This is a genomic window from Pseudomonas sp. LBUM920 (genome assembly GCF_003852315.1).
Lineage (GTDB): Bacteria > Pseudomonadota > Gammaproteobacteria > Pseudomonadales > Pseudomonadaceae > Aquipseudomonas.
On sequence record NZ_CP027762.1, the window covers coordinates 3,372,632 to 3,395,507 of the forward strand.

Here is a 22,876-nt window from a genome sequence, read left to right on the forward strand (position 1 = left end):
TACATAGCGATAAAGCCTTCTATCTATAACAAGCCGTACATCCTCAAAGGAGCTGCTTCATGATGATCCGCGCCTCACGTCTGGCCCCCACAGCCCTCGCCTCCCTGATCGCGGCCTTCGCCCTGGGCTCGGCGCAGGCCGACGAAGTGCAGGTGGCCGTGGCCGCCAACTTCACCGCGCCGATCCAGGCGATCGCCGCCGACTTCGAGAAAGACACCGGCCACAAACTGGTTGCGGCCTATGGCGCCACCGGCCAGTTCTACACGCAGATCAAGAACGGCGCGCCGTTCGAAGTGTTCCTCAGCGCAGATGACACCACGCCTAAAAAGCTCGATGACGAAGGCGCGACCGTCAAAGGTTCACGCTTCACCTACGCGGTCGGCACCCTGGCGCTGTGGTCGGCCAAGGAAGGCTACGTCGATGCCAAAGGCGAGGTGCTGAAGAAAAACCAATACCAGCACTTGTCGATCGCCGACCCCAAAACTGCACCCTACGGCCTCGCCGCCACTCAAGTGCTGGCCAAGGAAGGTCTGAGCGAGCAGGTCGCAGACAAGCTGGTCACCGGGCAGAACATCACCCAAGCCTTCCAGTTCGTTTCCACCGGCAACGCTGAACTGGGCTTCGTCGCCCTGTCGCAGATCTACAAGGACGGCAAAGTCACCAGCGGTTCGGCGTGGATCGTGCCCGCCTCGCTGCACGATCCGATCAAGCAAGACGCGGTGATCCTCGCCAAAGGCAAGGACAGTGCCGCGGCCAAAGCCCTGGTCGACTACCTCAAAGGCCCGAAAGCCGCTGCGGTGATCAAGTCCTACGGTTATGAGCTGGCCCAGTAAATGCCGCTGTCGAGTGCCGATTTTTCCGCGATCTGGTTGACGGTCAAACTGGCGTCACTGACCACTGTGATCCTGCTGGTCATCGGCACTCCGATTGCCCTGTGGCTGTCGCGCACCCGTTCCTGGTGGCGCGGCCCCATCGGCGCAATCGTCGCCCTGCCGTTGGTATTACCGCCAACGGTCATCGGGTTTTACCTGCTGTTGACCATGGGGCCCAATGGCTATTTCGGCCAATTCACCCAATGGCTGGGCCTGGGCACCCTGACCTTCAGTTTCACCGGGCTGGTACTGGGCTCGGTGATCTACTCCATGCCGTTTGTGGTGCAGCCGTTGCATAACGCCTTCGGCGCTATCGGTACCCGCCCACTGGAAGTGGCCGCGACCTTGCGCGCCAATCCGTGGGACACCTTTTTCACGGTGATCCTGCCCCTGGCCCGCCCGGGGTTTATCACCGCGTCGATTCTCGGCTTTGCGCACACCGTCGGTGAATTCGGCGTGGTGCTGATGATCGGCGGCAATATCCCCAACAAAACCCGCGTGGTCTCGGTGCAGATCTACGACCACGTCGAAGCCATGGAATACGCCCAGGCGCACTGGCTGGCCGGCTCCATGGTGGTGTTCGCCTTCCTCGTGTTGCTGGCGCTTTACTCCAGCCGTAAAACCAAGATGGGCTGGAGCTGATCGCGATGATTGAGGTACGCCTGAAACTGAACTACCCAGGCTTTGCGCTTGAAGTGGATTTGAAATTGCCCGGCCGTGGCGTCACCGCGTTGTACGGGCATTCCGGCTCGGGCAAGACCACCTGCCTGCGCTGTATCGCCGGGCTGGAGCGTGCCGAAGACGGCTTTGTGCAGATCAACGATCAAGTCTGGCAAGACAGCCGCAACGGGCTGTTTGTGCCACCGCACAAACGTGCCTTGGGTTATGTGTTCCAGGAGGCGAGCCTGTTTCCACATCTGTCGGTGCGGGCCAACCTGGAATTCGGCTTCAAGCGTATTGCTCGTCAGCAGCGGCGCGTGGACATGGCTCACGCCACCGAACTGCTGGGCATTGCTCATTTGCTCGACCGCCACCCGCAGCATTTGTCCGGGGGTGAACGCCAACGCATCGGCATCGCCCGCGCGCTGCTCACCAGTCCCCAATTACTGTTGATGGATGAACCCTTGGCGGCGCTGGACAGCAAACGCAAAAGTGAAATTTTGCCGTACCTCGAACGCCTGCACGATGAGCTCGATATCCCCGTGCTGTACGTCAGCCATGCCCAGGACGAAGTGGCGCGGCTGGCCGATCACATCGTGTTACTCAGTGACGGCCAGGTGCTGGCCAGCGGCCCCATCGGTGAAACCCTGGCGCGGCTCGATTTGCCCATGGCCCTGGGTGACGATGCCGGGGTAGTGATCAATGGCAGCGTCAGTGCCTACGACACGCACTACCAACTGCTGACGCTGCAATTGCCCGACAGTGCGTTATCGATGCGCGTTGCCCATGCGCCGTTGGCACTGGGCAAACAGTTGCGCATCAAGGTACAGGCACGGGATGTCAGCCTCAGCCTGCAGGCGCAGGAACCCAGCAGCATCCTCAATCGCTTGCCGGTGACGGTGACCGGGGAGATCTCTGCCGACAACAACGCCCATGTGCTGGTGCGCCTCGACGCCGGCGGCACGCCGTTGCTGGCGCGCATCACGCGGTTTTCCCGCGACCAGTTGCAGCTGCATCCCGGCCAGGCGCTGTGGGCGCAAATCAAGGCGGTGGCGGTGCTGGCTTAAGAATTTGGCACGAGCGCAAAACCCTGCGGTCAATCAGACATACCGGCCTGATTACTGCCAAGGAATTTGCACCATGCCCGACTCCGCGTTGCTTGCCGACCTGCCCCGCGATCTGCATTACGTTGACGACACCCAACCGGGTATCCGCCGCAAGAAGCTGCGCGGCAAGTTTCAGTATTTCGACGCCAACGGTGAGCGCATCACCGATGCCGACGAAATCAAACGCCTGAACTCATTGGCTGTGCCACCCGCCTACACCGACGTGTGGATCTGCGCCGACCCGCGCGGCCACTTGCAAGCCACCGGCCGCGATGCCCGTGGCCGCAAGCAATACCGCTACCACCCGCGCTGGCGTGAGGTGCGCGACACCGACAAGTATTCGCGCCTGCAACAGTTCGGCAATGCATTGCCGAAACTGCGCGCGCAACTGGAAGCACAAATTGCCGCGCCCGGTTTCACCCGCGAAAAAGTCCTGGCCACCGTGGTGATGCTGCTCGATGCCACGCTGATTCGCGTGGGCAACACTCAATACGCGCGGGACAATAAATCCTACGGCCTGACCACGCTGCGCACCCGTCATGTCGACATCAAGGGCAGCGAGATACTGTTCCAGTTTCGCGGCAAGAGCGGCGTCGAGCATCAGGTCAGCGTCAAGGACCGGCGCCTGGCCACGGTGGTCAAGCGTTGCCTGGAATTGCCAGGGCAAAATCTGTTTCAGTACCTGGATGAAGACGGTGAGCGGCATACCGTCAGCTCCCATGACGTCAACGCTTACCTGCACAGCCTCACCGGTGCCGACTTCACTGCCAAGGATTACCGCACCTGGGCAGGCACCGCCCTGGCCCTGGCGGTATTGCGCGAACTGGAGTGGCAACCGGAATCGGATGCCAAGCGGCATGTGGTCGCCATGGTCAAGGACGTCGCCAAGCAACTGGGCAATACCCCGGCGGTGTGCCGCAAGTGCTATATCCACCCTGCTGTGCTGGAGCATTTCAGCCTGGGCGAATTGTCCAAGCTGCCCAAGCCCCGGGTGCGCAAAGGCTTGAAAGCCGAAGAAGTTGCGCTGGCAATGTTCCTCGAGCAATTGGCCGCGGACTTGCCGAAAAACGCCAAGGTGGGTTAGCCTTTGCGCCTCCTCTGAATCACGGGATGCACGCCGACGTGAACAACTAAGCCTTCCAAAATGTATCTGCAACGAGCCGCCTGGCGCGCTTGTTGGCCTGTCCGACATTTTTTTGGAGGTGCTGATGACTGACGTCAAACGGCCGCCCGTACTCGTTTCATTGCAACACGTGTCCTTGCAGTTCGCCGATGGCGAAACCCTGCTGAACGACCTCAACCTGTCGATCGATCACACCCCCACCGGGATTGTCGGGCGTAATGGCCGGGGCAAAAGCCTGCTCGCCAAGCTGCTCGCCGGTTTGCTGACGCCCACTGCCGGCACGTTGAAAAGCTCGGCCAGCGTGGCATATGTGCCGCAGGCGCTGGCGGTTCAACCGGGCGAAACCGTCGCCGATGTCACCGGCACCGCGCAGGTGTTGGCCGCCCTTGAGCGACTGGCCCACGGTGAGGCCCGCGCGGATGATCTGGCGCTGGTCGATGATCGGTGGGACCTTGCCGAACGCCTGCGCACCGCGCTGGGTGCAGCCGGGTTGCATCGACTCGACGCTGCCACGCCAGCCGATCAACTCAGTGGCGGCCAACTGGCCAGGGTTGCGGTGATCGGTGCGCTGCTGGCCGCGCCGCAGTTGTTGATTCTCGATGAGCCAACCAACCACCTCGACAGCGCCGGCCGTGACTGGCTGCTGCGCACGCTGGCAGCCTGGCCCGGCGGCCTGGTGGTGGTCAGCCATGACCGGCAACTGCTCAATGCAATGGCGCGCATCATCGAGCTGTCGCCGCTTGGCGCGCAGGTGTATGGCGGCAACTACGATGCCTATCGCTTGCAACGCGACAGCGAACAGCATGCGGCCGTGGCCGCCCTGGAACACGCCCGCCTGGCGCGCAGCCGCGAACGCAAACGTCTGCAGAAAGATCATGACAACCTGCAGCGCAACGCCGCCCGCGCACGTAAGCACGCAGAAACCGCGAATGTCACCGGGTTCACCAAAGCCCGCTGGAAGGGCGCCGCCAAGGAGATCGTCAGCAGCGTGCGCAGCGCGCATCACGCGTATAAACACGCGCTCGATGCGCAGGTACGCCAAGCCCATGAGCGTGTGGAGGATCAATCGCCCACGCTGCTGGCGCTGCCCGGTTCAGTATTGCCCAATGGCCGCCAGGTTCTAAGCGTGGAAAACGCTCAACTGCCATGGCTTGATCCGCACCATGCCTGCAGCTACGTCACGCTCAACCTGGCGGGCCCGGTGCGCATGGCCGTGCGCGGGCCGAACGGGTGCGGCAAATCCACGTTGCTCAAGGCGCTTGCGGGCCAATGGCCGGTGGTCAGTGGCGAATGCACCGTGCATGTGGCCAGTGCCTATATCGACCAGCACCTGGCACTGCTGGATGGCAACCGTAGTATCGTCGAACAGCTCAACCTGCTCGACACCCCTCTGGCCGAAGCCGAGCTGCGCACGCGTTTGGCGTTGCTGCAACTGGATGCCTTGCGGGTGACTCAACCCACCCGCCACTTGAGCGGCGGCGAGCGCTTAAAGGCCGCGATGGCGATTGCCTTGTGGCGCGAGGTGCCGGCGCAACTGCTGTTGCTGGACGAGCCGACCAACCATCTGGACCTTGAATCCGTGCTGGCCTTTGAGCAGGCGTTGCAAGGTTTTACTGGGGCGATGGTGGTGGTGTCCCATGACGAGACGTTCGTGCAAGCCCTCGGGCCGACGCACCTTTTGACCTGGCAGCGTCAGGGCTGGCGACTGGAGTGTGTCTGAGGTCATTGCGCGCGCAACCAAAGCGTCCTACGGTGGTGGCCGAATAATCTCACCGAGGAACATGGGGCCATGCTGCCTTCATCGCGCAAACCCTACGCCAACGCCGCACTCGCCCACCGCCAACGCTGGCGTGGGCGCGTCGGCTTGATGCTGGTGGCCAGCCTATCCGTGCTGGCCGGCATGACCGATGCGATAGGCTTTATGGCCAGCGGCGATTTTGTTTCGTTCATGAGCGGTAACACCACGCGCCTGGCCGTGGCAATCAGCGCAGGCGACCTGGGCCTCACCGGACGGTTGTTGCTGCTGGTCGCAACATTTGTCGTCGGCAACGCCCTGGGTGTGGTGATCAGCCGCCTCAGCCGTCGGCACGCGCTGCCCTTGCTGCTGTGCATTGCGGCTTTGCTGTGCGGCGGCGCGGTGTGGCCCTTCGACGACACCTTGCCTGCGCTGCTGGCAGCGATTGTGGCGATGGGTATGCTCAATGCTGCTGTGGAAGAGGTAAACGGTTTGCCGGTGGGCCTGACTTATGTGACGGGCGCCCTCTCGCGCTTCGGCCGCGGGCTGGGCCGCTGGATGCTGGGAGAACGGCGCAATGGCTGGAGGGTGCAACTGATTCCGTGGGCCGGCATGTTCGTGGGCGCGGTGATCGGCGCGGTGCTGGAGCACCAGCTCGGCCTGAAGGCGCTGCTGGTCAGTGGCGCGCTCGCCGCGTTGCTGGGCGTCGTGTCGCTGAAGATTCCGCGGCGCTGGCACTTGGGCTACATGCCACGCTAGGAGAAACGAGGCCCGCTCGACGTTGCGGCCTCGACGTCCGTGTACTGGTAAAGAGCCATCACGTCGAGCGAGCGGGGGAATGATAAGCCAATGTCCGTCGGCTGTCCCGCCAGGCTTTTCCGAATATCACTTAGGCAAAGGATTACAGGCAGGTCGCGAGCGCGGCCAGGCGACGCTTGGCAGGCATCGTGTCGGCAACGGCAAAGTAATTGACGCTGGAACCGGCGCCGGCACTGCGCACGTCGACAAAATAATCGCCGCCGGTGGTGTACACGGTAAAACCGCCTGCTTCGATCGGCTCCTTGAAGCCTCCGGCGTCAACGCCAAATACCGCCTCGTCCTGCCAGCCGAACTGAATGCATTGGGCGACCACCAACGGCGTCTTGTCCGAGGCCAGCGTTTTGTACGGCACGCCGGTGCGCGCGTCGTTCATTTTCGAGCCCGCGCAACCGGACAGTACTGCCAGTGCCAATGCGCCAATTACCAGCTTTCGCATGCCATCGCCTCCTTGGAAAAAAACGCGACTCTACCATTAGCAGGCGACACTCAAGGATTATTACGTCACGCTGTCGCCTACTTATGCCCCCGCTTGCCCCTGGAACCCCGATGACGCCCAACGCCGAACGCTATAACCCGTCCACCGAGTACGCCGACAAGTTGATCAGCCGCATCAGCCAGACGCCGACGTGGATCGCCAAGCGCATCGGCGTCACCGACAAGCGCATCCGCTACATCCTTGATGGCGAACGCACGGTAAAAGGTGAAAGCACGCCGATCCAGATGACCTATACCGAGCAGTTCGCCCTGGAATGCCTGGCGGCGGAGGCCAAGGCCGAGAAGCCACCAAAACCTGCGGCCGAATGAATTTAGTTTCACTGTGAAGGGCGCTCGCGCTGCCTATAGTTGGCAGGCTCATTTTTAAGAAGTCTCCCTTCTGCCCGCCCTCCCGCGGGCTTTTTTTTGCCTGGGTGTCGGTGGGTGACCTCCAGCAACTCACCTGCGCATCAGAGCCACCAACGAAACACATAAAACAGCCCCATGCTCAACAGCACCGTGATCAACACGCTACGCGTCCAGAACATCAACGCCACCGCACAGATCCCCGCCAGCAAGTAAGGGTTGGCCGGACTCAGGTTGAGCTTATGCTCGGCGAGAAAAATGATCGGCCCGCAAATCGCCGTCAGCATTCCCGGCACCGCAAACCCGAGAAACTCGCGCGCGCCGCGATTGAGGCGCACCGGCAGGCGCGGCTCGATAAACAAGTAGCGGTTGAGAAATACCACCAGGCCCATGGCCACAATCATGATGTAGATCATCGCTGCCCTACTCCCAGCCGCTTGCAGGCAAACCCTGCGCCCATCCCCAGCACGCCCGATACCACCACCGCCGACTCCCAGTGCAAGTAACTCAGCCATACCGAACACAGCAGCGAGACCGCCACGCAGACCACCGTGGGCACATCGCGCACCACCGGCGTGATCAAGGCGATAAAAGTCGCAGCGATGGAAAACTCCAGCCCCAGCTGATCAAGCCCCGGAATGCTTTTGCCAAGCACGATGCCCGCCAGGGTGAAGAGGTTCCAGATGATGTAGAACGTCAGGCCGACGCCCAGCGCATACCAGCGATTGAAGGTCTGACGGTCATAGTGGTTGACCAGCGCGAAAAACTCGTCAGTCAGCAAAAAGCCCAGGCTCATGCGCCACCGTACATTGAGCGACGAGAGCGTCGGGCGCATGTGCATGCCGTAAAGCAAATGCTGGGATGTGAGCAGCAAGGTGGTCAGCACAATCGAGATCAGGCTGGCACCGCTCTTGACCATGCCGATCGCCACCAACTGCGCGGCACCGGCGAACACAATGGCGGACAAACCCTGAGCTTGCAGCGGAGTAAATTGCGCATCAATCGCCATGGAGCCGGCCAACAATCCCCAGGGGGCACAGGCCAGAGACAGTGGAATAACGGCAAGGGCGCCGCGACCGAAGGCGTAATGAGGTAAGGCTGTAGGCATGGAGACGGCTCATCGACAGACAGTCGACAAGCATGCCAGCGTGATACGGGGCTTGTCTTGAACGATCGTGCTCAGGCGAGTTTGACCGAGACCTGCTCCACCGAATCACGCGCTTCGCGCAACTCATGGGCATCCTGGTTGAGCCGGTGAATGGTATTGAGCAGGCGTTGGCGCAGCACTTCATCGCCGAGTTTTTCGACGGCGCGCATCAGGTCAAACGCCGCAGTTTCATTATTGTCCGCGACAGAATCGAGGGTTTTGCGCAGGTTGCGAGTGGCACGGGTCACGCGAGTTCTTCCTTCATCAGCAATGGGCAGGCACTTTAGGACATTCGTGTTTCATTTTAATTTCAGACACTTGTGGCGGATTGTCGGGCATTTGATCCACGTCAACGGAATTCAGGATTTGACCTACATATATGGCTATCCATATATTCACCCGGCCATCCATACGAAGACCTCGATCATGTCCGCTCCCCTCTCCGCGCCCGAGCTGTTCAAATGCCTGGCCGATGCCACCCGCGTACGGTTGACGTTATTGATCCTGCGCGAGGGCGAACTTTGCGTGTGCGAACTGATCCATGCTCTTGGCGACAGTCAACCGAAAATCTCCCGCCACCTGGCGCAACTGCGCAGTGGCGGGCTGTTGCTGGACCGTCGCCAGGGTCAATGGATCTACTACCGCATCAACCCGGCACTGCCCGAGTGGGTGACCCAAGTGCTGGACATTACCTTGCAAGCTAACCAGCCATGGTTGCAAAACGACGCGCAGCGTCTTGATGCAATGGGCGACAGACCACAACGGGCCAGCACCTGCTGCTGAGCCATCGGAGCGTTTATTCATGCTTGTCGCAATTGCGATCTTTATCTTCACCATCGTTCTGGTCATCTGGCAGCCCAAGGGCCTTGGAGTCGGCTGGAGCGCAACCATGGGCGCGATTCTGGCCCTGGCGTGCGGGGTCATCAGCCTGGCTGACATCCCGGTGGTGTGGCACATCATCTGGAACGCCACCGGCACTTTTGTCGCGCTGATTATCATCAGCCTGCTGCTCGATGAGGCCGGGTTCTTTGCCTGGACCGCGCTGCATGTTGCGCGCTGGGGCCGTGGGCGTGGTCGGCGCCTGTTCGCCTATATGGTGCTGCTCGGCGCCCTGGTGTCGGCATTGTTTGCCAACGACGGCGCGGCGTTGATCCTCACACCGATCGTGATGTCGATGCTGCTGGCGTTGCGCTTTTCCCCGGCGGCCACCCTGGCCTTCGTGATGGGCGCCGGGTTTATCGCAGACACGGCGAGCTTGCCGTTGGTGGTGTCGAACCTGGTGAACATCGTTTCTGCAGATTATTTCAAGATCGGCTTCAACGAATACGCAGCGGTCATGGTGCCGGTCAACTTCGTCAGCGTTGCAGCGACACTGGCGGTGTTGCTGTGGTTTTTTCGCCGCGATATTCCGCAGGCCTACGACCCCGCCGACCTTGACGACCCGGCCAGCGCCGTCCACGACCGTGCGACCTTTCGTGCCGGGTGGTGGGTACTCGGTATTTTGTTGGTCGGCTGTTTTGCCCTGGAGCCGCTGGGCATTCCGATCAGTGCGATCTCCGCCGTGTGCGCCGTGTTACTGCTGGTGATCGCCGCCAAAGGCCACAAAATTTCTACGCGCAAAGTGCTGAAAGAAGCCCCGTGGCAGATCGTGGTGTTTTCCCTGGGCATGTACCTGGTGGTCTACGGCTTGCGTAACGCGGGTTTGACCACCTACCTGGCAACCTGGCTCGACACCTTCGCCACGTATGGCGTATGGGGCGCGGCGATGGGCACCGGGGTGCTGACGGCATTGCTCTCGTCGGCGATGAACAACCTGCCGACGGTGTTGATCGGCGCGCTGTCCATCGAATCCAGCCATGCCGTGGGCGTGGTCAAGGACGCGATGGTTTATGCCAACGTGATCGGCAGCGACCTGGGCCCGAAAATCACTCCGATCGGCAGCCTGGCCACGTTGTTGTGGCTGCATATTCTTGCGCGCAAAGGCATCACCATCACGTGGGGCTACTACTTCAAGGTCGGAATTGTGCTGACCTTGCCGGTGCTGTTGATCACTCTGGCGGCGCTCGCCTTGCGCCTGAGTCTCTGAAGACTTGCGCCGTGAACCGTCACTGGATGAGTAAACACCTGTCAACTCTCACAGTAGACGCTTAAAGGACAGGTGCCTAAATTCAATTGCCAGAGGGACTTCGCACTGAATAAAAGGGACACCGACATGAAACATAAACAGCTCTACGAATTCAGAGACACCGACGGCGCAGGCAATCCTGAAGTGGTGATGTCTCGCTTTGACGAAGGCAACAGTGATTTAAGCAACCCCAATAGCCGCATCACCCTGTATTCAACGAACGACAATTGGACGTACGACGCCTCGTCCCCCACCAATGACGCAGATGGGGATGGCGACCATGACGAGGAAGATGCCTCCTACTACCTGGCTGCCGCGAACCTCATCACTGCCATGGCCACCTTGAGCCCTAGGGATGAGAGCAAGAGGCTCTATGACCGTATTTTGATGGGCTTCAGCGACAGCCCGGCAACCGATGTCAGCATCCTGCATTACCGAAAAGGCAATCGCGACCTTAACCGTCCCGACGTCATTGTCGTCGCCAGCAACCCTGACTACCTGGGCAGTTACCGCACCATCAAGGGTGCACTGGATGCCGACGGGGATGGCGATATCGACAGTGATGACGAGCGTATTTATAAAAAGCTCGCTTCCACGTTTGCGTCAATGAAGTATTTAAAACCCTGAACCTGTTTTTGGAAGGTGCAGAGCTTACTGAACCGTCATCCTGGCCAGTGAGCTCAGCCCCCAAATAGCGACCGGCTCACAGTGCGCATCTTAGGCGCGCGTCGCAGCCAATGGTCGATCTGAACACCTTTGTCAGCGTATGCTCACGGCTGATTTTCTATCGAGCCGACCCGATGAGCGCCATGCAACACGCCTGGCTGGGCAACTACGAAGTCACCCATACACGCTGCACCGGCCTGACCTTTGCCCGCCATAGCCATGATGAATGCGTGATCGGCGTGAACCTGGTCGGCGAGGAAAGCGTTTGGCTCGACCGCCGCGAGTTCCAGGCCGGGCCCGGCAGCATTACGCTGTACAACCCTGGGCAGATTCAAGGTGGCGGCGCAGCTGATGGTGCGCCCTGGCATTTTGTCAGCCTGTACGTCGCGGCCGACGCGTTGGCGGCTGACCTGGGGCTGGCCCAGTTGGAGTTTGATCGCTCGCTGTGCTTCCAGCCAGACTTGGCACAGCGTCTGGCTGCGGCGGTCAAAGGTGCCTTGAACGACGACCCATTGCTCCGCGAGATTAACGAAGACGCCTTGGTTCTGCTGCTGGGTGAAGTGGTGGGTGCCAGCGGTGTGCGCCTGCCCGGCGCTGCCACGGGCGGCAAAGGCATGATCCACCGGGCCCAGGAGCTGCTCGCCGAGCAACTGAGCCAAGCGCTGCCGCTGGACCAGTTGGGCGATGAGCTGGGCCTGTCCAAATTCCACCTGTTGCGCACCTTCCAGAAAGAAACCGGGCTGAGCCCCAGGCAGTGGGCGATGCAATTGCGTACCTGTCGTGCCAAGGGACTCTTGCGCCGCGGCGCCTCGGCCAGCGACGTCGCCCATGAGCTGGGGTTTGCTGACCAAAGCCATCTCAACCGGCACTTTCGCGCCGCCTATGGCATCACCCCAGGCCGCTATCAAAGCCTGTTGAAACGCTGAAAGCGCAATCTGGTTCAAGACGCCTGGGCCATACAGCCGCACACTGCGCGCCTCTGTTGAAGGAAAGCGGGCATGGTGACGATCTTTTTTTACGCGCTGGTATTCGGTTTTGTGTTTTGCCTCTCGCCCGGCGCGGTGCTGGCAGAAACCCTGCGCCGTGGCTTGCTCCATGGGTTCACCTCTGCCTTGCTGGTGCAAATCGGTTCGCTAGTGGGCGACGCCGCCTGGGCGGTGATCGGCCTCACCGGCATCGCCCTGCTGATTGAACACGAAGCCGTGCGCGTTCCGCTGACGATAGTGTGCGCGGTGTACCTGGCATGGCTCGGCGTGCGCAGTCTGATCGACGCCTGGCACCTGCCCGCAGCAGACAGCGGGCCGGCCCACTCCGGTCGGAACGCACTGGCGGTTGGCGCGGCCATGTCCCTGGCTAACCCGAAGAACATTGTGTACTGGGGCGCGTTGGGCAGCGCCTTGTCCGGGATCGTCGGCGCTACGCCCAGCGCTGGGCAAACCCTGATGTTTTTTGCAGGTTTCATGCTGGCGTCAGTGCTGTCGTGTTTTCTGATTGCGGCGCTGGTCCATCTGTTACGCAAAAATGCCTCGCCGCTGTGGCAGCGCGTCAGTTACGGCGCGTGTGGTTTAGTGTTGATCTATCTGGCGGTTCTGGCTGCACGGGGTGTATGAAGTTATATAGCCCACAACTAACCGTGCCCCTTGTCTGAATAAACTCTGAACACGGGCTCATTTAATTAATCATGCGTTGACATTTTGTAACCGTCTGAGTAGATTGCCCGTGCCCGCAACTGGGGCCTTTTTTAAACCTCACAAAAGAAGCCAATGGACACAGTATCTAGTCGCTGTCCGAGCACCGCTTTAGCGGGCATCGGGCGCCAAACCCAGAATATGACAGGACTCGCCTTCCAGGTCCGGTAAGCTGCGCTAGAGCTTGATGCTCCACCGTAACTGCCTCACCGGTCGCCCGTCCGGTCCCGAGGTGTGTTATGACCTTCCAACTCATTGCTTTGCCCGATGTACGTACGCTGGCCGCCGCCCTGCGCGCCAAGCTGTGCCGCGAGCCCGTAGGCTTTTCGCCTACCCGGGCCACGTTTGCTGCACCCTCCCCTCAAGCCAGCAAAGACCAGGCGCGTCCGGCCCCTGTGTTGGCGCACTGGCACCTGTGCCCTGCCAGCGGCCAACTGCTGCAGCATTGGGACCATGCCGACCCTCAAGACCCGCAGAGACCCCAGGTTTCCATGCTGGCTCAAGCGCGCCTGATGTTCGGACTTTACCTGAGCACTCGCAGCGCTTAACCCGGCTGGAAACAGCAACTTTCTAATTAATGTTCTGGAGTTCTTTATGAACACGTCCAGTAGTAGCCCGCTGCGCGTTAGTTAACTAACGCGCGTTTGGCGGGCGCTGTAGAAGTTATGTGAACACCTTATTTAAACCGATCGCGAAGTTTGCGGCTCGGCATGCTTTCGCTCGCCTGTCTTCAGGTAAGTACCGGGTATGTTTTGTCGAGAATTGGCGACAGGAGTACAGACAATGAGCGCCGTAAAAAACACGCCTCTGCACAAGAAAAATGGCACCGACACCGACACCAAACTGTCAATGCGCGCCGCCCGCGAAGCCCAGAACGGCCTGCAGGCCACCCTCGCCAATGTGCGCGCCACCCAGGATGGCCTGACCGAACTGGACGCCTCGGCGCGTCTGCAACGCGAAGGCTACAACGAAGTGGCCCACGACAAGCCGCCTCACGCCATCGTCCAGTTCCTGCAGGCGCTGAACAATCCCTTCATCTACGTGTTGCTGACCCTGGCGGGCATCAGCTTTGTCACCGACTATTGGCTGCCGTTACAGGCGGGTGAAGAAGTCGACCTGACCAAAGTCATCATCATCATGACCATGGTGCTGCTCAGCAGCCTGCTGCGCTTCTGGCAGGAACACCGCTCGGCCAAATCCGCCGAAGCACTCAAGGCCATGGTGCGCACCACTGCCACTGTGCTGCGGCGTGAGCAAGTCGGCGCCCAGCCGACGCTGCGCGAAGTGCCGATGCGCGACCTGGTCGCCGGCGATATCGTGCAACTGTCGGCCGGCGACATGATCCCTGCCGATGTGCGCCTGATCGAATCCCGCGATCTGTTTATCAGCCAGGCCGTGCTGACCGGTGAAGCCTTGCCGGTCGAAAAGTACGACACGCTCGGTGACGTCACGCAAAAATCCGCCTCTTCGCTGGCGGCCGACCAGGGCAACCTGCTGGACCTGCCCAACATCTGCTTCATGGGCACCAACGTGGTCAGCGGACGCGCCAAGGCCGTGGTGGTTGCCACCGGGCCGCGCACTTATTTTGGCTCGCTGGCCAAGGCGATTGTCGGCTCGCGGGTGCAAACCGCGTTCGACCGTGGGGTCAACAGCGTCAGCTGGCTGTTGATTCGCTTCATGCTGGTGATGGTGCCGATCGTGTTCCTGCTTAATGGCTTCTCCAAAGGCGACTGGGGCGACGCGTTCCTGTTTGCTCTGGCGGTAGCCGTGGGCCTGACCCCGGAAATGCTGCCGATGATCGTCAGCGCCAACCTGGCCAAGGGGGCGACCGCCATGGCCAAGCGCAAAGTGGTGGTCAAGCGCCTGAATGCGATCCAGAACTTCGGCTCGATGGATGTGCTGTGCACCGACAAGACCGGCACCCTGACCCAGGACAAGATCATCCTCGAACACCACGTCAACGCCTTCGGTCAACGTGATGACGCGGTGCTGTCCCTGGCCTGGCTCAACAGCTACCACCAGAGCGGCATGAAGAACCTGATGGACCAGGCCGTGGTGCAATTCTCGGAACACAATCCCAAGTTCCAGCGGCCATTTGCCTACAGCAAGGTCGATGAATTGCCGTTCGACTTCGTGCGCCGTCGCCTGTCGATCGTGGTCAAGGACGCTGCCGGCGACCAGTTGCTGGTGTGCAAAGGCGCGGTGGAAGAGATGCTGAGCATTTCCACCCACGTCATGGAAGATGGCGCTGCAGTGCCGCTGGATGATCGTCGCCGTGACGAGCTGCTGGCACTGGCCAATGACTACAACGAGGATGGCTTTCGTGTACTGGTGGTCGCCACCCGCAACATCCCTAAATCGCTGGCTCGCCAGCAGTACACCACGATTGATGAGCGCAACCTGGTGATCCAGGGCTTCCTGACTTTCCTGGATCCACCGAAGGAAACTGCGGGCCCGGCGATTGCGGCGCTGCAGCAAATTGGCGTGGCGGTAAAGGTGCTGACCGGCGACAACGCGGTGGTCACCAGCAAGATCTGCCGCCAGGTCGGCCTGGAACCTGGTCAACCACTGCTGGGCGTGGAAATTGAAGCGATGGACGACGCGACGCTGCTGCGCCGCGTGGAAGAACGCACCGTGTTTGCCAAGCTGACGCCGCTGCAGAAATCCCGGGTGCTCAAAGCGCTGCAAGCCAACGGCCACACTGTGGGCTTCCTCGGCGACGGCATCAACGATGCACCAGCGCTGCGCGACGCCGACGTGGGCATCTCGGTGGACAGCGGCACCGACATCGCCAAGGAATCGGCCGACATCATCCTGCTGGAAAAGAGCCTGATGGTGCTGGAAGAAGGCGTGCTCAAGGGCCGCGAAACCTTCGGCAACATCATGAAGTACCTGAACATGACCGCCAGTTCCAACTTCGGCAACGTGTTCTCGGTGCTGGTAGCCAGTGCGTTCATTCCGTTCATGCCGATGCTGGCGATCCACCTGCTGCTGCAAAACCTGATGTACGACATCTCCCAGCTGGCCCTGCCGTGGGACAAGATGGACAAGGAATACCTGGCCAAACCGCGCAAGTGGGATGCGAAAAACATCGGCCGCTTCATGATCTGGATCGGGCCAACCTCGTCGATCTTCGACATCACCACCTTTGCGCTGATGTGGTACGTGTTCAGCGCCAACAGTGTGGAAATGCAGACCCTGTTCCAGTCCGGCTGGTTTATCGAGGGGCTGCTCTCGCAAACCCTGGTCGTGCACATGTTGCGGACTCGCAAGATCCCGTTCTTCCAGAGCACGGCCGCCTGGCCGGTGTTGATGATGACCGCCATCGTCATCGGCTTGGGGATCTACGTGCCGTTCTCGCCGCTGGGCACACTGGTCGGCCTGCAGCCGCTGCCGCTGGCGTACTTCCCATGGCTGGTCGGCACGCTGTTGGCCTACTGCTGCGTGGCTCAACTGATGAAAACGATCTACATCCGCCGCTTCAAGCAGTGGTACTGATCCCCCGCCTCTGAAAACGGTGGCCGTCGCCCGGCGGCCACCGTGCAACACAAGGATTCTCACCATGCGCGTCTTGATCTGTGCAGGTCGTCATTACGCCGACACCAAAAAGTCCCGCCAAGTGCTGGACGCTTACCACCGCCTGCGCCCGGTGCAGGTATTGATTCACGGCGGCAACCAATTTCTGGGCAGTGACGTTGAGGAATGGGCGCGGGAAATCGGCATCGACGTGGTGCGATACCCGCCCAATTGGCAACGCCATGGCAAGCAGGCGGAACGCCAACGCAACCATTTCATGCTGACCGACAGCCGCCCCGACGTGGTCATCGCCCTGCCGGGTGGTGACGACACCTCGGAGCTGGTCTGCCAGGCCAAAGCCAGCGGCATTTCGGTGCTGACCGTAGAAAGCTGAATTCAAGCGAGGTGCATCATGCACAAAAAACACACCCCTCATCGCCAAGACGGGTTTGCCAAATATCGCGCACGTCACTATCGCGGCGCTCGCCATACCCTGTTGCTGCTGCCGCCGGCCAAGCGGCGTGCACTGCAACGTAACCTGACGTTTATCGGCGTGACCCTGGGCCTTGTCCTGCTCATCGCGCTGCTTTCCAAAGCTCACGCGGCCGGTGGTGCCTATGTGGTTGATGACGGCGCGGTCAACGCTCCGGGCGAATGCAATGTGGACGCCTGGTACACCGCCAATCGGCACCAAGGCAACAGCCACAGCGAAACCTTGAACCCGGCCTGTACCTTCAACGCACTGCCCGCGGTGCAATGGAGCGCCGCACTGTCGCGCGCCAGCCAGGCCGGTGATGCCCAAACGCAGGTCAGCCCGCAAGTGAAGGCGCAGGTGTGGTCACGCGAGGACCTTGGGCTACAGCTGGCGGTTTCGGCAACGTCGCATTTTGCCTTGGACCGCCAGCACGCGTTCGACGGCGCGGACCTGAATGTGCCATTGACCTGGCAACCTGTCGAAGCGCTGCGCCTGAACCTCAATGGCGGCTGGACACATGCCTACAACGGCGGCGAACAACACCACCGCCTGACCTGGGGCACGGGCTTCGAATATCAGCTTGCGCATGCTTTGACACTGATCGGTGAGCGCTACGGCCAGGAAGGCGGCGACCAGGCGTGGCAGGCCGGGCCCCGCTTCCATCTCGGCGCGTTGGTGGATGTGGATGTCGTCGTCGGGCAGAGCCTGAGCGGCGCGCGCGATCAGTGGTTGACGACCGGTGCCACCCTTCGCTTCTAAGCCTTGGCCTGCTGTTCCAGGTGCAGTTGCAGATCAGGATCGATCTGCAACTGCCCTGCCAGTTCATCCAGGTAGCTACGCTCTTCCTGCTGCTGATCATTGACCAGCATCACGCTGGCCAGGTAGATCTCCGAAGCCACCGCCGGGTCACGCGCATACTCGGCAAAATCCGCAGCATTCAGCGGCTTGGCCACTTCGGCGTCAAGCCATTGCTGCAGTTGCGGGTCGTCGGTGTGGCGGCCAATCTCGGTGCTGATCATCTGTTGCTCCTGCGCATCGATCTTGCCATCCGCCTTGGCGGCCGCAATCAATGCACGCAACAGTGCATGGCTGTGGGCCTCGGCCTCAGGGCCGTCGAGCTGGTCAACCGTCTGAATGGCCTGCTGGGGTGCAGACGCCTGCTGTCGTTGCCAGGCCTGATACGCCTGAAACGCGGCCATCCCGAGAGACGCCAATGCCGCGTAATTCATCCCGCCGGAACGCGCCTGCGTCGTACCGCTGGCGGGCCCGCCGCGCAGCAGCCCACCGAGGCCACCCAACAATCCACCCAACCCACCGCCGCCCTAGGCATTGCCGGCGCTGGTGTTTTTGAGCAAACCGCCCAACAGGCCGCCCAGGCCACCGCCCGAGGAGGCGCTGCCTGACTGCCCGCGCAGCAATTGTTCCAATAGATCGCTGGTGTTCATGGTCTTACCCTCCCAGGGCGCAGTGTTGGCATTCAACAACCATAGCCCGCCGCTGCTGGAACACCATGACCGCCGGGCAGGCACGCTCTATGATGACGCCACTGCGCCGTTGAGAGAGAGCACCCGTGAACCGTATCGAGCACATCGTGTTGATGGCCAACTACAACCAGTGGATGAACCGCAAACTCTACGACGCCGCCAGCACGCTGACGGACGCGGAGCTGGCGGCGGATCGACAGGCGTTTTTTGCCTCAATCCTCGGCACGCTGAATCACCTCGCGCTGGGGGATACCGTCTGGCTCAAACGTTTTGCCCAGCATCCCGCGGGCTTTTCGGCGCTGGCCCCCTTAAGTGCGATTGCCACACCCACCGACCTCAAGCAGCTGGCCTTTGCCGATCTGCGCGTGCTGTCAGCCCATCGCGCATGGCTGGATCAGCTCATCATCGAGTGGGCGCACAGCCTGCGCGATTCCGACCTGGACCAGCACCTGCGTTATCACAACATGCGCGGCGCCGCGAACCACAAGCCGTTCTTTGGCTTGCTGGTGCATTTTTTCAATCACCAGACCCACCACCGAGGCCAGGCAACCACGCTGCTGACCCAAGCGGGCGTGGATGTAGGCGACACCGACCTGCTGGCACTGATTGACTGAACTCAGCGTGCGCTGAACGCGGCGTAGGCCTGCATCAAGCGTGGAAAGTCCTGCGGCGCTGGCAATTGCGCAAAGCTTTCGACGGCAGGCGTGGAGGCCCAGGGCAGCTTTTCGCTGGTCCAGGTTTCCATGAACGGCACGTAGTCGTGGGCGTCATCCAACAACGTCGCGCGCACATTGACGAATTCGTCGATGCCATGGGGACGGGTAAACAGCCAGCTCATGCAATGCGGGCAGCAATAGTGACGGTCCACACCGTGCAAGCCGCCTATGACCGGGCAACCCTGGGTCACGGTAAAGCCACTGGCAGGGATCAAGGCGCTGAGGGAGAACGCGCTTGAGGTCATTTTCCGGCAGCCGCTGCAATGGCAAGCCATGGTAATCACTGGGGGCAGGCTCACGCTGAAGCGCACCCGGTTACAACGGCAACTGCCTTCCAGCGGCAACACGTCGACAGTCATCATCCATTCCTTTTTATGATTGTTGGCCTCACAGGGTAACGCGAACCCGCCGCGGAACAAAACCGAACGCCGCGCCGCGCCTGGAGTCAAAACCCTGAGGCGCCGGGGTTAATTGCCCCGCCCTGCTCACGTGCACCTGCTGGTCTGGGATGCGCGTACCCCCATAAGAAGGAGACGCTTACATGGTCACTCACTTCAAGGTCGCCGGGCATCTAGCCTGCGGCCATCACGGCAGCAATCTTACGTCCAGCACCGAGCTGAACCGAGTTAAATGCCGCACCTGCCGCAATACCGAAGCCTACAAAGAAGCGCGCCGCACACAACGCAATGCCGCCCGCCGATCCGCGCGCAAACCCCAGACCCACGCTGCCAGCGACTGGCGCAGTGCGTGGACGCAACGCCTGACCGACCTGCCCGGGTTGCAGCGCTTGCCACGCGGGTTCAGCGGGCAGCACTTTGTCTGAGCTGTTCGGGTATTGAGAAGATATTCACCAGGTTCCCGTCGGGTTCCTGCAGCAGTGCGCAAGTATTGCCCTATGGCAGAATTGTCACGGCCATGACTACTTGCGTGCTGCTGACCCGCAGCAGGACAGCTTCGACCTCCTCCACTTGAAACGCCGGGATCGCCGAGCAGTTACTCGCAGTGACGGCCAATCCGTTGTGATGCAAGCGGACCAAGCGCTCGTCGCCTATCGCCAGAACGACACCCTCGAAATCCATCTCGGCAAAACTGTCAGCACGATGCCGCGGCTCGATAGTCGACCGGTTTTAATAACCGTATGCGTTGCTCAAACTGTTGAGTGACGATGGGATCAGATGCAAATTTCATGAGCCGACCTGACAGGAATGCGCAGGCGCACTCTAATTCAGGGCTGCGTCGGATAGTGACGGGAGCATGTCGTGGCGTGTCAAAACCCTCGCCTCGACGGCAGGTTTCTCGTGTAGGGCACTGATCTGGCAAGCTTTTTCAACTTTGCGCGAATGCAACAAACACAACGTTCGACCTTGCATCCAAGCGCCTGGGTCTATATATTCCCAACCCTGCTGCACCGCGCTACCGCCCGAATGGCGAAACTGGTAGACGCATGGGACTTAAAATCCCCCGCTCGTAAGGGCGTCCCGGTTCGATTCCGGGTTCGGGCACCATAGATATCAAGGGCTTGCATGAGGAAACTCATGCAGGCCTTTTTCTTTTTTCCGCAATTGACACACCTGTTCCGCAATTGCCCTCCTGCGGCGTCCTGCCGAATGCAATTACCCTCCTGTAACCTCAATCGAACTACCCATACTTTCCCATGCTCTATCGAGAGTCGCCTGGGCCCTCCAGGCCAACCCGCAGGGAGTGGAGTATGTCTGATGATCTGAAAAACCGTGGGCCTCAAGATCGTGCTCGAGTGAACACATCAGAACCTTGGGAGCTAAATCACTGGACGAAGGAGTTCGGGGTAACAGAGCAACAGCTCAAAGACGCGGTTAAAGCCGTTGGCCCGATGGTGACTGACGTTCGTAAAAAACTCGGCAAGTAATGTCAGACACGCCCTGCGCTTGGCAGGGCGTGTTCAATTTCTTCGCGGTGTCTGCGGCAACCTACAGCGCCACACCGAAGAAGCTCCCTGCTACGCTGTTCGCCTCAGGGAGGAACACCGATGCCACATTCAGATGTGATCCTTCGCCGCTCTCAAACTGCTATGAAAACCTACTCGCACTTGAGGAAACCTGATGCGCGCTGGGTCTGTCGCCGCCTCATCTCTCGTAGTAGACCTTGGCGGAATATGTGTAGTCTCGTCCCAGTTTCGCGCACCATTCGGGGAAGCCGCCTATGGGATTTTCCGAATAGGCTTTCCAGTCCGCGATGAGGCGGTCGAAATGCTGCACTTCAGATATCAGATACCCAGCGCTTCAGGATCAGGGGCTTCTGCTATGAGTCGTCTGGCACGCTCCAGCGCTGAGGTCGCCTCGTCAACACAGCTTAAGAATAAAGACTCGTCAAGATGATGGGTGGCATGGCCAACCCCGCCAAGCGCGAAGTCGATCAGTATCCTGCGCACAGCCATATCTTCTGGGAACCCAGAAAGCGCTCTGGTGAGTAGTTCAGGGTCACGGTTGAGCAGCCCGAGCCATCGCACGGGTAAGGTTATGACTGCATCAGGGATATGCCATCGGAAGTCTTCGAGGGGTGCAAAGGCCATACGGCCCTGGGGAACGTCAGGATTAAAAGGCCTGAATCGATTCGGCCTTCAGATTAATTGTCGTAGAAATACCACATGACGGCCGCCACCGTGACGACCCACCCGAGGGTCAGCAGTATTGACAGACCCGCAAGCCGCTTGTCCATGATGCCCTATCAGTTACCAAAATGATCGAAGTCAGAGCGCTCCCGGCAAGCGTAGTTCAATGCGCGAAGCCTGCAATGGTGCGCACGTCGTTGCGGCACACCCCCGCTTGGATTAATCGAAAACTCTCCTCCGGCCCGCTTACGGCATAAGCGCCTAAAACTCATAAGCGCGCAATTATTTAGCGCGCCTATTATCTCGATTCATTCTTTTGTATTCCTGTATTTACGTCTGCCCCCCAAGCTGCAGCCGAGAGTCACTGTGCTGCATGAACAGTCTGTTTTGTTCGCGCTCAACAAAATGATGTGGATTGCCACGCCAATAAATCCCGGCCTTCGGAGGCCTATATGAAATTAAGATCCTTGAATATCGCGCGCAGGGCTTTCGTCTGCTTTGGGCTAATCACACTTCTGCTCATCAGCTTGGCGGGCTTCTCGTATCTGCAGATAGATCACCTGCGTAATGCAGAGCAGGACATCGAGCAAAACTCATTGCCCAGCATCCAGGTCATTGACGACATTCAAATTGCCCTGCTCCATGCTCGCCTTGAAAGTATCCGCATGCTGTCGAGCACGACCAAGGATGTGCATGATAAATCGCTGTCATTGGTGGAAGGCGCCATACAGACACTCCAGTCGAAGACCGAGTTTTACCGTGAACACCTGATTTCTGGCCAGCAGGATGAACTGCAGTTTTCGAAGACAAGCCAAGCTATGAATGTCTACATCGACGGCCTCAAGAACGTACTTGCCCTCGATATTGCTGATCATGATCAAGCTGTCCTTTTTGCGAACACAGAGCAGGCACAGCGAGCAGGCGCCTATCAGGAGCAGCTAACAATTCTTCGTGAGCAAAATGCGCGTCAGGCGGTGGTGTCGGGGCAAGACGCGACAGATGTATATACCCATAGCGTTAACGTCTTGATTTCGGTACTGGTAGTCGCATTTATCTTAACCCTCGTCATGGCGACCCTATTCACTAAAAGCATTGTCAGCCCCATCAGCGCCTCGCTGAAGTTGGCGGAAGATATCGCGTCTGGCGACCTCACCCACGACCTTGAAGTGACAGGTTCAGACGAAGCCTCGCGCTTGATGCATGCTCTCAATCGGATGCAGAAAAATCTCAGAAGCACGATTTTAGAAATCTCGGGAGCGTCTGCTCAACTGAGTACCGCAGCCGTTGAAATGACTTCGATCACAGAAAGTGCCGATC

General features: G+C 60.0%; 24 protein-coding genes, 1 tRNA gene and 2 pseudogenes. 21 read left to right on the top strand and 6 right to left on the bottom strand.

The features are described from left to right. Positions 1–59 precede the first annotated feature (59 nt). The 6 genes from modA (at position 60) to C4J83_RS15645 (ending at position 6,255) form a co-directional block, all read left to right on the top strand. On the top strand, positions 60–833 hold the full coding sequence (gene modA / locus C4J83_RS15620; RefSeq protein ID WP_124417529.1) for a molybdate ABC transporter substrate-binding protein: 774 nt from the start codon (positions 60–62) through the stop codon (positions 831–833). Next, positions 834–1,514 carry a molybdate ABC transporter permease subunit gene (modB, locus tag C4J83_RS15625; RefSeq protein WP_124417530.1) on the top strand — a complete coding sequence of 227 codons (681 nt, stop codon included), beginning with the start codon at positions 834–836 and terminating at the stop codon, positions 1,512–1,514. It abuts the gene before it with no gap. Positions 1,515–1,519: 5 nt separating this feature from the next. Beyond that, positions 1,520–2,599 carry a molybdenum ABC transporter ATP-binding protein gene (gene modC / locus C4J83_RS15630; RefSeq protein ID WP_119740285.1) on the top strand — a complete coding sequence of 360 codons (1,080 nt, stop codon included), beginning with the start codon at positions 1,520–1,522 and terminating at the stop codon, positions 2,597–2,599. 73 nt (positions 2,600–2,672) lie between these two features. Next, a complete protein-coding gene (locus tag C4J83_RS15635) occupies positions 2,673–3,722 on the top strand; it encodes a DNA topoisomerase IB (RefSeq protein WP_124417531.1) in 1,050 nt (349 codons plus the stop codon). 124 nt (positions 3,723–3,846) lie between these two features. Further along, positions 3,847–5,481, top strand: coding sequence for an ABC-F family ATP-binding cassette domain-containing protein (locus C4J83_RS15640; RefSeq protein ID WP_124417532.1), 1,635 nt, complete (start codon positions 3,847–3,849; stop codon positions 5,479–5,481). Positions 5,482–5,550: 69 nt separating this feature from the next. After that, positions 5,551–6,255 carry a YoaK family protein gene (locus C4J83_RS15645; RefSeq protein ID WP_119740279.1) on the top strand — a complete coding sequence of 235 codons (705 nt, stop codon included), beginning with the start codon at positions 5,551–5,553 and terminating at the stop codon, positions 6,253–6,255. A gap of 142 nt (positions 6,256–6,397) precedes the next feature. Here the strand turns inward: C4J83_RS15645 and C4J83_RS15650 are convergent, their stop codons facing one another. Continuing rightward, positions 6,398–6,751, bottom strand: a complete 354-nt coding sequence (locus C4J83_RS15650; RefSeq protein WP_106579142.1) for a lipoprotein — start codon at positions 6,749–6,751, stop codon at positions 6,398–6,400. Between the two features lie 110 nt (positions 6,752–6,861). Between C4J83_RS15650 and C4J83_RS15655 the strand changes: the two genes are divergently transcribed. Next, on the top strand, positions 6,862–7,119 hold the full coding sequence (locus tag C4J83_RS15655) for a hypothetical protein (protein WP_124417533.1): 258 nt from the start codon (positions 6,862–6,864) through the stop codon (positions 7,117–7,119). A gap of 140 nt (positions 7,120–7,259) precedes the next feature. On the opposite strand, the gene C4J83_RS15660 is transcribed toward C4J83_RS15655, so the two are convergent. From C4J83_RS15660 to C4J83_RS15670, 3 genes are all read right to left on the bottom strand, one after another. Further along, positions 7,260–7,571: an AzlD domain-containing protein gene (locus C4J83_RS15660; RefSeq protein WP_106579140.1), complete on the bottom strand. Its 312-nt coding sequence runs from the start codon at positions 7,569–7,571 to the stop codon at positions 7,260–7,262. Beyond that, positions 7,568–8,263, bottom strand: coding sequence for an AzlC family ABC transporter permease (locus C4J83_RS15665; protein WP_106579139.1), 696 nt, complete (start codon positions 8,261–8,263; stop codon positions 7,568–7,570). The genes C4J83_RS15660 and C4J83_RS15665 overlap by 4 nt, the downstream gene beginning before the upstream one ends. Before the next feature lie 71 nt (positions 8,264–8,334). After that, a complete protein-coding gene (locus C4J83_RS15670; RefSeq protein WP_017138831.1) occupies positions 8,335–8,550 on the bottom strand; it encodes a hypothetical protein in 216 nt (71 codons plus the stop codon). Between the two features lie 178 nt (positions 8,551–8,728). Between C4J83_RS15670 and C4J83_RS15675 the strand changes: the two genes are divergently transcribed. The 9 genes from C4J83_RS15675 (at position 8,729) to C4J83_RS15715 (ending at position 17,531) form a co-directional block, all read left to right on the top strand. Next, positions 8,729–9,085, top strand: a complete 357-nt coding sequence (locus C4J83_RS15675; RefSeq protein WP_119740270.1) for a metalloregulator ArsR/SmtB family transcription factor — start codon at positions 8,729–8,731, stop codon at positions 9,083–9,085. Positions 9,086–9,104: 19 nt separating this feature from the next. After that, the gene (locus C4J83_RS15680; protein ID WP_106579136.1) at positions 9,105–10,388 is read left to right on the top strand and encodes an arsenic transporter; all 1,284 of its coding nucleotides are present in this window, start codon (positions 9,105–9,107) and stop codon (positions 10,386–10,388) included. A gap of 126 nt (positions 10,389–10,514) precedes the next feature. Continuing rightward, positions 10,515–11,054 (top strand): hypothetical protein, encoded by a 540-nt coding sequence (locus C4J83_RS15685; RefSeq protein ID WP_124417534.1) that lies wholly within the window; start codon positions 10,515–10,517, stop codon positions 11,052–11,054. A 173-nt stretch (positions 11,055–11,227) separates the two neighbouring features. After that, positions 11,228–12,019: a helix-turn-helix transcriptional regulator gene (locus C4J83_RS15690; RefSeq protein ID WP_124417535.1), complete on the top strand. Its 792-nt coding sequence runs from the start codon at positions 11,228–11,230 to the stop codon at positions 12,017–12,019. 72 nt (positions 12,020–12,091) lie between these two features. Beyond that, a complete protein-coding gene (locus C4J83_RS15695; RefSeq protein ID WP_124417536.1) occupies positions 12,092–12,703 on the top strand; it encodes a LysE family transporter in 612 nt (203 codons plus the stop codon). Between the two features lie 317 nt (positions 12,704–13,020). Further along, entirely contained in the window at positions 13,021–13,329 is a 309-nt protein-coding gene (locus C4J83_RS15700) for a hypothetical protein (RefSeq protein WP_124417537.1), read from the top strand. 235 nt (positions 13,330–13,564) lie between these two features. After that, the gene (mgtA, locus tag C4J83_RS15705) at positions 13,565–16,279 is read left to right on the top strand and encodes a magnesium-translocating P-type ATPase (protein WP_124417538.1); all 2,715 of its coding nucleotides are present in this window, start codon (positions 13,565–13,567) and stop codon (positions 16,277–16,279) included. 64 nt (positions 16,280–16,343) lie between these two features. Then, complete coding sequence (locus tag C4J83_RS15710; RefSeq protein WP_106579131.1) at positions 16,344–16,691, top strand: DUF2493 domain-containing protein; 348 nt, start codon at positions 16,344–16,346, stop codon at positions 16,689–16,691. An 18-nt stretch (positions 16,692–16,709) separates the two neighbouring features. Continuing rightward, the gene (locus C4J83_RS15715; protein ID WP_124417539.1) at positions 16,710–17,531 is read left to right on the top strand and encodes a PA4824 family protein; all 822 of its coding nucleotides are present in this window, start codon (positions 16,710–16,712) and stop codon (positions 17,529–17,531) included. Here C4J83_RS15715 and C4J83_RS15720 read toward each other — a convergent pair. Then, positions 17,528–18,217, bottom strand: a pseudogene (locus C4J83_RS15720) (tellurite resistance TerB family protein). The gene C4J83_RS15715 and the pseudogene C4J83_RS15720 sit on opposite strands and share 4 nt — an antisense overlap. Before the next feature lie 125 nt (positions 18,218–18,342). Here C4J83_RS15720 and C4J83_RS15725 point away from each other — a divergent pair. Then, positions 18,343–18,870, top strand: a complete 528-nt coding sequence (locus C4J83_RS15725; RefSeq protein ID WP_124417540.1) for a DinB family protein — start codon at positions 18,343–18,345, stop codon at positions 18,868–18,870. 2 nt (positions 18,871–18,872) lie between these two features. Here the strand turns inward: C4J83_RS15725 and C4J83_RS15730 are convergent, their stop codons facing one another. Then, a complete protein-coding gene (locus C4J83_RS15730; RefSeq protein ID WP_106579127.1) occupies positions 18,873–19,331 on the bottom strand; it encodes a GFA family protein in 459 nt (152 codons plus the stop codon). A gap of 182 nt (positions 19,332–19,513) precedes the next feature. Here C4J83_RS15730 and C4J83_RS15735 point away from each other — a divergent pair, with 182 nt between their 5' ends. From C4J83_RS15735 to C4J83_RS31160, 4 genes and pseudogenes are all read left to right on the top strand, one after another. Next, positions 19,514–19,795, top strand: coding sequence for a hypothetical protein (locus tag C4J83_RS15735; RefSeq protein WP_124417541.1), 282 nt, complete (start codon positions 19,514–19,516; stop codon positions 19,793–19,795). A gap of 595 nt (positions 19,796–20,390) precedes the next feature. After that, a tRNA-Leu gene (locus C4J83_RS15745) sits at positions 20,391–20,477 on the top strand. A gap of 203 nt (positions 20,478–20,680) precedes the next feature. Beyond that, a complete protein-coding gene (locus C4J83_RS15750; protein WP_119740252.1) occupies positions 20,681–20,857 on the top strand; it encodes a DUF3606 domain-containing protein in 177 nt (58 codons plus the stop codon). 1,154 nt (positions 20,858–22,011) lie between these two features. Then, a pseudogene (locus tag C4J83_RS31160) lies at positions 22,012–22,731 on the top strand (MCP four helix bundle domain-containing protein); the annotation flags it as partial. Positions 22,732–22,876: the final 145 nt, after the last annotated feature.